Annotated in this window: 9 protein-coding genes; 7 read left to right on the forward strand and 2 right to left on the reverse strand. The window is 64.0% G+C overall.

Features of this window, described 5'->3' with window-relative positions:
- The coding region (locus V7D69_RS14110) for a cation diffusion facilitator family transporter (protein ID WP_333606117.1) at nt 1–486 on the forward strand (486 nt) is incomplete at its 5' end.
- Nucleotides 487–498: 12 nt separating this feature from the next.
- On the opposite strand, the gene V7D69_RS14115 is transcribed toward V7D69_RS14110, so the two are convergent.
- Entirely contained in the window at nt 499–1,647 is a 1,149-nt protein-coding gene (locus V7D69_RS14115; protein ID WP_324064493.1) for a serine hydrolase domain-containing protein, read from the reverse strand.
- Between the two features lie 32 nt (nt 1,648–1,679).
- On the opposite strand from V7D69_RS14115, the gene V7D69_RS14120 reads away from it, so the two are divergent.
- Entirely contained in the window at nt 1,680–2,075 is a 396-nt protein-coding gene (locus tag V7D69_RS14120) for a hypothetical protein (RefSeq protein WP_333606118.1), read from the forward strand.
- Here V7D69_RS14120 and mnmA read toward each other — a convergent pair.
- Nucleotides 2,051–3,229 carry a tRNA 2-thiouridine(34) synthase MnmA gene (gene mnmA / locus V7D69_RS14125; RefSeq protein WP_324064491.1) on the reverse strand — a complete coding sequence of 393 codons (1,179 nt, stop codon included), beginning with the start codon at nt 3,227–3,229 and terminating at the stop codon, nt 2,051–2,053. The two genes, V7D69_RS14120 and mnmA, sit on opposite strands and share 25 nt — an antisense overlap.
- Nucleotides 3,230–3,369: 140 nt before the next feature.
- On the opposite strand from mnmA, the gene V7D69_RS14130 reads away from it, so the two are divergent.
- From V7D69_RS14130 to V7D69_RS14150, 5 genes are all read left to right on the forward strand, one after another.
- On the forward strand, nt 3,370–3,702 hold the full coding sequence (locus V7D69_RS14130) for a hypothetical protein (protein WP_324064490.1): 333 nt from the start codon (nt 3,370–3,372) through the stop codon (nt 3,700–3,702).
- A 2-nt stretch (nt 3,703–3,704) separates the two neighbouring features.
- Entirely contained in the window at nt 3,705–4,004 is a 300-nt protein-coding gene (gene sciP / locus V7D69_RS14135) for a CtrA inhibitor SciP (protein WP_324064489.1), read from the forward strand.
- 291 nt (nt 4,005–4,295) lie between these two features.
- Nucleotides 4,296–5,492: an efflux RND transporter periplasmic adaptor subunit gene (locus V7D69_RS14140; protein WP_333606119.1), complete on the forward strand. Its 1,197-nt coding sequence runs from the start codon at nt 4,296–4,298 to the stop codon at nt 5,490–5,492.
- Between the two features lie 7 nt (nt 5,493–5,499).
- The gene (locus V7D69_RS14145) at nt 5,500–8,931 is read left to right on the forward strand and encodes an efflux RND transporter permease subunit (RefSeq protein ID WP_333606120.1); all 3,432 of its coding nucleotides are present in this window, start codon (nt 5,500–5,502) and stop codon (nt 8,929–8,931) included.
- Between the two features lie 68 nt (nt 8,932–8,999).
- On the forward strand, nt 9,000–10,220 hold the full coding sequence (locus V7D69_RS14150) for a DUF445 domain-containing protein (protein ID WP_333606121.1): 1,221 nt from the start codon (nt 9,000–9,002) through the stop codon (nt 10,218–10,220).
- The last annotated feature ends 140 nt before the right edge of the window (nt 10,221–10,360 follow it).

The following is a 10,360-nucleotide window of genomic DNA, read 5'->3' on the forward strand; positions in this document are numbered from 1 at the left end:
GACAATGTGCACTATCAGTCGGATCTGCTGCTCAACCTCGCGGTGATCGCCGCGCTGGCGCTCGATCAATATGCCCGGCTTCGGGGCGCAGATGCGGTGTTCGGGCTCGGGATCGCGGCGTGGCTCGGCTGGGGCGCATGGACCGCCTCGGAACACGTGCTGCAACAGCTTATGGATCACGAATGGCCTGAAGAGAAGAAGCAGCGCTTTCTGGACGTGCTGGCCCGCTATCCGGACATCACCGGTATTCACGATCTGCGTACGCGCACGTCGGGCGACAAGGATTTCGTGCAGTTTCACATCTGGGTCGACGCCAACATGACCGTGCGCGACGCGCACCGGGTGATGGACGAAATCGAGGCGCGCCTTCACGCCGAGTTTCCAGAGGTGGAAATCCTGATCCATCCCGATCCCGAAGGGCTGGTCGATGAGGCCGGCGATGCCGGCAAGGACGTGCTGCCGCCGATTCGCTTGGGCGCGCAGTAAAGCGCCGAAGGCTTAATCCTTCCCGCGGGGAAACAGCGCCAGAAGCGCGCCAAGCCGGTCATGCAGAACGCGCGTTTGCTCAGGGTCGCTCTCGCCCAGCCGGACCACGGTGACAAGCTGGCCGGGCGAGCCGATCACATATTGCCCGTATTCGCCGACGCAGGCGAAGAGGTCGGCCGGGGCCGCGCCGGGAAAGAGGCGGGCATTTTCGCCGGCAGGTCCATGATTGAGCCAGACCCCCGCCCCATAGGCGCGATTGCGGGGGGAGGGTGCGAGCATGAACTGCACCCATCGGCGCGGCAGGATCTGCGCGCCCTTGACGGAGCCGGTATGGCGCAGGAACTCGCCCAGATCGGCCCAGTCCCGCGCGCCGGCCTGCACCATGTCGGCACCGCCCATCGTTCCCGCCCGATCGAAGCCGACAACGGCCGACGTCATGCCGATCGGCAGAAGCACCCGGTTTTTCAGGTAATCGCTCACTGCCTGGCGACGGCGGCCAGGGTCATGGTCGGGCGAGAGCGCGCGCGCGGCGAGGTCGGCGAGAATAACCGAGGTTGCCGACGAGTTCGCGAATATATGGCCTGCTGGCGCCTCCAGCGGTTGCGCCTCGGCATAAGCCGCCATGTCGTCGCGGCCGTCCAGGAACAACATACGCATGCGGTCTGATTCGCGTTCCTCCACGCCGCTGCCGGCGGGTGCGCTTTCAGTGTGGCGCAAGCCAGAGCGCATCTGCAGCAATTGCCGCAAGGTAATCACGCCGCGCGGATCGCCGGGCCGCTGCCAGTCAGGCACGGGGGCGGACTCGTCCATCCGCAAACGGCCGTCGCTCACCAACTGACCGATCATCAGGGTGGTTACGCATTGCGTCATACCCCAGCCGGGCAGAAGCGTGTGCGCGGTGATGCCCTCGCCATAGCGTTCGACGATCACCGAGCCGCGCTTCATCACCACAAGCGCTTCGGTGCGTCCCACGCTATCGCCATCGAACAAGGCGTCGAGCGCGTGGGCAAGCGGCTCGCGCGGGGCGCCGCCCGGATCCCGGATCGCGGCGAGTGACGCATCGCTGGGCGGCGACGGCGCTACCGGCGCGCTCTGTCCACAGCCCCAGAGGGTTGGCAGCGCAAGCAGAGCAAGGATATGGGGAAGGCGGCGCACCGGCATGACGCGCGGTGTGATGTGCGAGGCAGGGGCGAATGGCAACACCCATGAAACGGGCGGTGGGGGACAACAACACCTCTGCCTATCTCACGCGTCAGCCTTCTCGCTGGCGGCGCAATCTCGTTCTGCTGGCGCTGATGCTGGCCGTCGCCGCCTTGGCGTGGAATTGGAAGCGTCTGCATGAGCAGGCGCTGGTGAGCGCCGCTTACTCCGCGCGAACGGGCTGCGTATGCCGTTTCGTCTCGCAACGCTCGCTCAAAAGCTGCGGCGGCGACGTGCGCATGGCTGGCTTGGGCCGCATGGCGCGCTTTGTTTGGCTGTCGGAGGACGCGGCGAACCATGCGGTAAAGGCCAGCGTGCCGCTGTTCGCAAGCCAGAGCGCCACGTTCGACAATAAGGCCGGATGTCAGTTGGAGCCCTGGACCGGCTGACTTGCTGCGGATGAGGTTTCTTCGATCCACCCGCCGCCGATCACGCGCTCACCCGCGTAGATCACGGCTGCCTGGCCGGGCGCCACGCCGTATTCCGGTAGATCGAAGCGGATCGTCGCCTCTGCGCCCCCGCCTAGCTGCCCTTCGAGCGTGATCGGCACGGGCTTGGCGAGCGAACGGACCTTGGCGGTAAGGGGTGCGTCGGGCAATGGGCCGATGCGGTTGGTATCGACGATCCGGGCCGATGCCGTTGCCAGCAGGCGGCGCGGGCCGACCAGGACCTGCCGGGCGGCCGCGTCGATGCGAATGACGTAAAGCGGCTCGGGCTGGCCGCCGATCTCCAGCCCTCGGCGTTGGCCGACCGTATAATGAATCACGCCGCGATGCTGGCCCACCACTTCGCCGCTTTCGGCGTGGACGATCTCTCCCGGCCGCTCGCCCTCGGGCCGTACCGACCGGACGATCTTCGCATAATCGCCATCGGGAACGAAGCAGATGTCCTGGCTATCGGGCTTTGCGGCGACGCGCAGGCCCGCCGCCTCGGCCAGCCGGCGCGTCTCGGTCTTGGGCAGGCCGCCAAGCGGGAAACGCAGGTAATCAAGCTGCGCTTCCGTGGTGCCGTAAAGGAAATAGCTCTGGTCGCGCGCCGGATCGGCTGCGCGGTGCAATTCCGCGCCGGTCGGTCCGATCATCCGCCGCACGTAATGACCGGTCGCCAAACAGTCCGCGCCCAATTCACGGGCCATGGTCAGCAGATCAGTGAACTTCGGCCCCATATTGCAGCGGATGCAGGGGATCGGAGTGCGGCCGTTCAGGTAATCCTCGGCAAAGCGCTCGACAACTTCCTCGCGAAACTGGCTTTCATGATCGAAGACGTAATGCGCGATGCCCAGGCGATCGGCCACGGCGCGCGCGTCGCGAATGTCGTCGCCGGCGCAGCAGGCGCCTTTGCGTCCGGTCGCCGCGCCGTGATCGTAGAGTTGCAACGTCACGCCGATCACTTCGGCGCCGCTCGCCGCCGCCAGCGCCGCAACCACCGAGCTGTCGACGCCGCCGGACATGGCCACCACCACGCGGCGCGCGGAAAGCGGCCGGGGCAGTTGCCACAGGTCGGCCGGGTCAAGACCGTCAAGCAGTTCGGGCAAGGTGCTCATGCGCGGCCCCATACAGCGCTAACCGCGGTTTTCATACTGTTGACCGCATCCGGAAGTGTGGCGCGGCGTTAAATTTGGTCAACGAAAGGTAAGCGCGGCCTTTACCGTCCTTTGACTATGCAGCGTTTATAAGCCGGATCATGAACATCGCCTATGACTACAAGACCTGCGCCTTGGTCCGCGCGCAGGCTGACGAAGAGGACACATTTCCTGAGGTTCAGTTGCCGCTGGACTGGCAGGATCTGCGCGCGCGCCTGTTCGCGGCGCATGAAATTCGCGCCGTTCTTGATGCGGAAACGAAGCCGCTGCGACTGCGCTTGCGGGGTAGTTTTGACGGGTGCGCCGCCTCGGCGATAACTACTTATGAAGGTGCATCAGGGTACGTTAACCCAACTGCTTCAACCTATGGCAAGCCTGGGGAGAACAATGTTTCTCCTGTCGCCGGCCCAAGCAACTCCGGCAGACGAGGGTAAAGATGATAGAGAACCAGAAAATCCGTCCAGCCCAGGTGATCGGGCCTCTTGGTGAGCCGCTGACTCTGGACAGCCTGCCTCCGCCGAACACGAGCCGTTGGGTCGTGCGCCGCAAGGCGGAAGTCGTGGCCGCCGTCAACGGCGGGCTGCTGACGATCGATGAAGTCTGCGAACGTTATCAACTGACGCTGGAGGAATTTGCGTCGTGGCAGCGTGCGGTGGACCGTTCCGGCATGCAGGGCCTGCGTGTGACCAGAATCCAGCACTATCGCGATCTTTACGAACGCCAGCAGAAATACTGAATTGGCGTCGCTGGACGCAATCGCAAAAAAGGCGGCGTGAACTTCGGGTTCATGCCGCCTTTTTTTGCGATTGCAAGCAATAAAAACAGTCTTGAACGCTCCTTCGCCAATGAAGTGGTTCGTCGATACCGATCCGCTACAAACAGAGTTAACATTGCCACTTGTCGCCGGCACGTATATGGCGTCGTGGAGAAATTTCTGCCGTCCCAAGTGGTTCGCGTCATTAGTGGCCGGGCCACTTGCGGCAAATCAGGCCGCGACGATTCCAGGCGTGGCCGCTGCGGTGACCCGATGAATTACGATGCCAAGATTGACGTCAGGGAGAACGAACTGATCGAGCCGGCCGGCAATCCGCTCGCGCTGGACCTGGATCAGGATCGCGCCTCAAGGCGGCGGGTCTGGATTATCGCGGGCCTTGCGATCGCGGCGTTGATCGGCATCTGGTTTCTCCTGCATCGCGGCGGCAATGAAGTGGCGGACAAGGGCAACGCCCAGATCCCCGTTGTCACCGTGATCGTGCCGGGCAAGACGACGATTGCGGGCCAGATCAATGCCACGGGCACCTTGGCCGCGCGGCGCGAAATGCCGGTGGGCTCGGTCGGCGAAGGAGGGCAGGTCCGCGCAGTCCTGGTCGAGCCGGGCGACTGGGTCGCGAAAGGGCAGGTCATGGCTGTGGTGGACCGCTCGGTTCAGACTCAACAGCAGGCAAGCCAGTCCGCGCAAGTCGGCGTCGCCGAGGCGGACGCCCGGTTGGCGCAGGCCAACCTCGACCGCGCCTTGAAACTGGTGGATCGCGGGTTCATTTCCCGTGCCGATGTGGATCGGCTGACAGCCACGCGCGATGGGGCCGTGGCGCGCGTGGCGGTGGCCCGCGCCAGCTTGCGCCAACAACAGGCACAGAACGCCCGCCTCAACATTCTCGCACCCGAAGCGGGCCTCGTGCTGGAACGGAATGTCGAGCCGGGCCAGGTGGTGAGCGGCGGCAGCGGCGTGCTGTTCCGGATCGCCAAGGGCGGTGAGATGGAATTGCGGGCCAAGCTCAGCGAGGATGATCTGGCCGCCATTTCCGTAGGAGTTCCGGTCAAAGTGACGCCAGTCGGCTCTGCCCAAAGCTTCACCGGCCGGGTCTGGCAGATCCTGCCGGTGATTGATCCCACCACGCGTCAGGGCACCGCGCGCGTCGCTTTGGATTTCGATCCCGCTCTGCGGCCGGGCGGCTTTGCCAGCGCTACGATTGACAGCGGGACCGTGATCGCGCCGATGCTGCCTGAATCCGCCATTCAGAACGACAGCAAGGGCTCCTTCATTTATGCGGTCGACGCCAAGGGCATCGCTCATCGCCGGCCCGTCAAGACCGGCCTTGTCACCGCGGAAGGCATTGCCGTAACTTCGGGCCTCGTCGGCCCTGAAAGGGTCGTGCTGCGCGCGGGCGGTTTCCTGAACGACGGCGACCGGGTGAAGACCAAGCTGATCGCCGACGGTAAGTGAGGGGCGCATGAGCCTGCGCAATATTTCTGCCTGGTCGATCCGCAACCCGATCATCCCGATCGTCTTTTTCTTCGGAGTGATGATTGCAGGCATTGTCTCGTTCAGCCGGATGGACGTCAACAATATGCCGGACGTCCAATTTCCCGGCGTGCTGGTGCGCGTCAGCCAGCCAGGTGCCGCGCCTACCGAGATCGAGACGCAGATCACGCAGAAGATCGAAAGCGCGGTGCGCTCCGTTCCCGGCGTCGAGGAAATCCAGTCCACGGCGGCGGAAGGAAGCTCGACCACGGTGGTGCTGTTCAGCGTGGGCACCAACCCTGATGTCGCGACCAATCAGGTCAAGAATGCCGTCGATCAGATCCGCAGCAATTTGCCCGACGGGATTCTTGAGCCGCAGGCCACGAAGCTGGAGGCGAATGACCAGGCCCTCGCCTATTTTGCCGTAAGCGCGGACGATATGACGATGGAGCAGCTCAGCTGGTTCATTGACGATACCATCTCCAAGTCCCTGCTCTCGGTCGAAGGCATGGCCGCAGTCTCGCGGAACGGCGGCGTTGACCGCGAAATCCGCGTAGTGGTCGATCCGGCGAGAATGGTGGCGCTGGGCGTCACGGCTCGGGACGTCAACAACGTGCTGCGCCAGGTCAATGTCGACGCTGCCGGCGGTCAGGCGGAGATCGCGGGATCGCGCCAGTCAGTGCGGGTGCTGGGCAACGCAACGACGGCGTACGACTTGTCGCAGACCCGCATCAACCTGGGCGATGGCCGCCAGGTCAAGCTTTCCGACGTCGCCAATGTTTACGACGGATATTCGGAACGCACGCGCATCGCCAAGCTGAATGGGCGCGAAGTCGTCACCTTCAGTTTCCAGCGATCGCTCGGGGCGTCGGACGTCGCGGTCTACGACGGCGCGATGGCGAAGCTGAAGCAGATCGAGAAAGACAATCCGAACATCCACATCACGCGGCTGTTCGCTCCCGTTGATTATACCAAGAACCAGTACACCAGTTCGATGGAAGCGCTTGTCGAAGGCGCGGTGCTGGCGATCGTGATCGTCTACCTGTTCCTGCGTGATTGGCGCGCGACGTTTATTTCCGCGATCGCGATCCCGCTTTCAGCGATTCCGACTTTCTGGTTCATGGAATTGCTTGGCTTCACGCTGAATTTCCTGTCGTTGCTGGCGCTGAGCCTGGTCGCCGGGGTGCTGGTGGACGATGCCATCGTCGAGATCGAGAACATCGTGCGCCACATGCGCATGGGCAAGAGCGCGTATCAGGCGGCGATCGATGCCGCTGACGAGATCGGCCTGGCCGTGGTCGCGACGACGTTCTCGATTGTCGCGGTATTCCTGCCGGTGGGTCTCATGCCCGGCATTCCGGGAGAGTTCTTCAAGGCTTTCGGGCTCACCGTGGTTGCAGCCGTTCTGATGAGCCTTGCCGTTGCGCGCCTTATCACGCCGATGGTCGCCGCTTATTTCCTCAAGGCCCATGGGCATGCCGAGCATGGCAGCGGCAAGGCCATGGACTTTTACATGAAAGTCCTGGCCTGGACGCTTGACAGCACCGAAGCGCACAGGCGTCGTGCGGCTCTTGAGAAAGTGCCTGGGCGCGGCTGGTACTACCTCGCGGCGGCCATCGCGGTGGCGCTGCTGCTTGGTGTGGGCATGTGGCTTTCCACGCAGATTTTCGCGGGCGTTCAATTCGGATTGAAGGCCGCCGGATTGGATCGCGCGTCTTTCGTCCTTGCGGCCATCATCGCTCCGCTCGCCATTCCCGTGACGATCTGGGGGTTTGGCAAGCTGCTGCGTCGGCTGGCGGCGTTCTTCGGTCATTTCGGCAGCTGGTATCGTTACTTTACCGATCGCGTCGTGGCGCGCATGCACGATCATCGCTTCTACGCTTTTTGCGCCAGCGTTTACGCCCTGGTTGTAACTTTCGCGTTGCTCGCGGGTCTGCCGCAGCAGTTTCAGCCCAACCCGAACCACGATACCAGCCAGGTCAACATCGAGATGGTGCCAGGCACCACGATAGAGCAGACCGAAGCGGTGGCCGATCGCGTGACCCGGCTGATGGAAAGCCAGCCCGAGGTCAAGCAGGTGCTGGAGGCAAGCCGCGAAGGCGCGGCCACGCTTTACGTCGCGCTCAAACCCGCGGATGAGCGAAGCATCACCAGCATTCAATTCGAACGCCGCCTCGCGCCGGACCTTCAGCAAATCGCGGATGCGCGAGTTACTTTCGCCACACAGTCCGGCGGCTTCGGAAGCGGGCGCGACATTTCGATCATGCTTTCGGGCAGTGACAGCGATCTTCTCAATAAGACGGCGCAGATCTTGGTGGAGCAGATGCGCACCATTCCGGGCATGGTCGCACCGCGCATCGCCGCCGACCTGCAACGGCCCGAACTGGTCATCGTGCCGCGCCTCGATCTGGCGGCGCAGTTGGGCGTGACGACGATGGCGCTGAGCCAGACGATCCGCATCGCCACGCTGGGAGAGATCGACCAGAACGCCGCGAAGTTCTCGTTGCGCGACCGACAGATCCCGATCCGCGTGATCCTGGCCCGCGCCTCGCGGCGGGATTTCTCGACGATCGAAAATCTCCCGGTGCCCACGGCCAACGGCGGTTCGGTGCCGCTCAATCGCGTTGCCGAAATCCGCTTTGGCGCCGGGCCTACCCAGATCCAGCGCTATAACCAGTCGCGCCGCATTTTCGTTGGCGCGGATCTGGGTGAAGGGCAGGTCAAGGGACCGATCATGCAGCAGATTCAGAGCCTGCCGATCATGAAGAACCTGCCCGCGGGCGTTTCCAACGCCCCAGTGGGTGAGGACAAGTGGCAGGGCGAGATGGTGAACGAGTTCATCGTCGCCGTCATCAGCGGCATCTTCCTGGTCTTCGCAGTGCTGGTGCTGCTTTACAAGCGGGTCGTTTCGCCGCTGGTCAACATGGCCTCGCTGTTGCTGGCGCCGCTGGGCGGCCTGCTGACCCTGACCATCGTCGGGCAGCCGATTTCGATGCCGGTCTACATCGGGATCCTGATGTTGCTGGGCATCGTCGCCAAGAACTCGATCCTGCTGATCGACTTTGCGATTGAGGAAATGGGCAAGGGTGTGGACAAGCTCACCGCGATCATGGACGCGGGGCATAAGCGCGCGCAGCCTATCGTCATGACCACCGTGGCCATGACCGCGGGCATGGTGCCCACCGCGCTTTCGCTGTCAGGCGATGCGGCGTTCCGTGCCCCCATGAGCCTCACGGTGATCGGCGGCCTGCTCCTCTCGACCATGCTGACGCTGGTGATCGTGCCGGCAGCCTTCAGCCTCGCCGATGGTTTCGAGAAGCGGGTCGGTCCACGTCTGCGCAAGACGCTGCTGACTTTCGAGCCGTATCATGCGGAGGATGGACATCACGGTCGGCACGGCGGCGCCTTGCCGGCGGAATAAGACGAGGAGCAGCATTGCCGCCAGCCGGGCCTAACAGGGTCGCGATGTCGCCGGACCGGGGAAAGCGCATGCGTCTGTTCGCGACCGGGCTGTTGCTGGCAATGGCCGCCGCCTTCCTGCTGCTGCGGCGGCTGGCCGTGCTCCATCCCGCGTGGGGCGGGCCACTCGGCTATGCTCTTGCCTTTGCGGAGGCGGCGATGGTTGGCGGTCTGGCGGATTGGTTCGCAGTGACCGCGCTATTCCGCCGCCCTTTGGGCCTGCCAATCCCGCACACCGCGATCATTCCCGTCAACAAGGACCGTATCGCCGATTCGATGGCGCGGTTCCTGCACGACAATTTCCTCACGCCGCAAGTTGTCGCCCGCCGCCTTCGCGGTTTCAACCTGGCGGCCAGCGTCGGCGCGTTTCTATCGGATCCCCGGCGTGACGAGCAGTCCCGCATCCGCGCCGGTGCGGCCGGGTTGCTGGCCGATGTGCTGCAGTCGCTTGATCCTGAGCAGATGGGCGGGATGGTCAAGGCCGGATTGCGGCGGCAGCTCGGAAAGGTCGACCTGGCGCCGCTGCTGGGGCAGATGCTCGCCAATGCCATTGCCGATAAACGCCACTTGCCCGTGCTGGAAAGCCTCCTGCGCAAAGTCGGTGAAACGGTTGAGGCCAATGAGCCGATGATTCGCGAGATGATTCACCAGCGGGCGAGCACGATCATGCGCTGGACCGGGCTGGACGAGCGGCTCGCAAACGGCGTGCTGGACGGCACGTATCGCTTGCTCGCCGAGGTGATCGTTCAGGCCGATCATCCGCTGCGCGGTCGGATCGACGAAGCTTTGGCACGGCTCGCGGACGATCTGCGCAACGATCCCGTAATGCGCCGCAAGGTGGAGCGGGTGAAGCTGGAACTGCTGGAAAACCCCGCCGTGGCTGCATGGCTTGACGCCATGTGGGAACGCGCGCGTGCGGCGCTGTTGCGTGCGGTGCGGAATCCGGACCAGGCCCTTGCCGGAAGCCTGGGCGAATCGATCGCTCACCTGGGCCGCGCGCTGGGAGAGGACGCCCGCCTGCAAGTGCTCGTCAATCGTTTTGCCCGCCGTACGCTGGTCGGCGTGGTATCGCGTTATGGAGCGGAAATCGTGCGGCTGGTTTCGGAGACGGTGAAGCGGTGGGACGCGGGCACCGTCGCCGATCGCATCGAGGGCGCGGTAGGGCGCGATCTTCAGTTCATTCGCGTCAACGGGACTCTAGTAGGCGGATTAGTGGGCCTTGCGATTCACGCCGTGGACCGCTGGTTGTAGAGCTTCCCTTCACCCCGCCGCCTGACGGAGTGGAAACAACGCTCCTCCCCGATCCGGCGAGGATCGCATGCAGACACAGGTGATCGCCCGCTGGCGAGTGCGGGGGTTGTGCCGGGAGGGCAGCAGGCAGGCAGCAGTGC

Origin of the sequence: Novosphingobium sp., assembly GCF_036733805.1 — a bacterium.
Lineage (GTDB): Bacteria > Pseudomonadota > Alphaproteobacteria > Sphingomonadales > Sphingomonadaceae > Novosphingobium.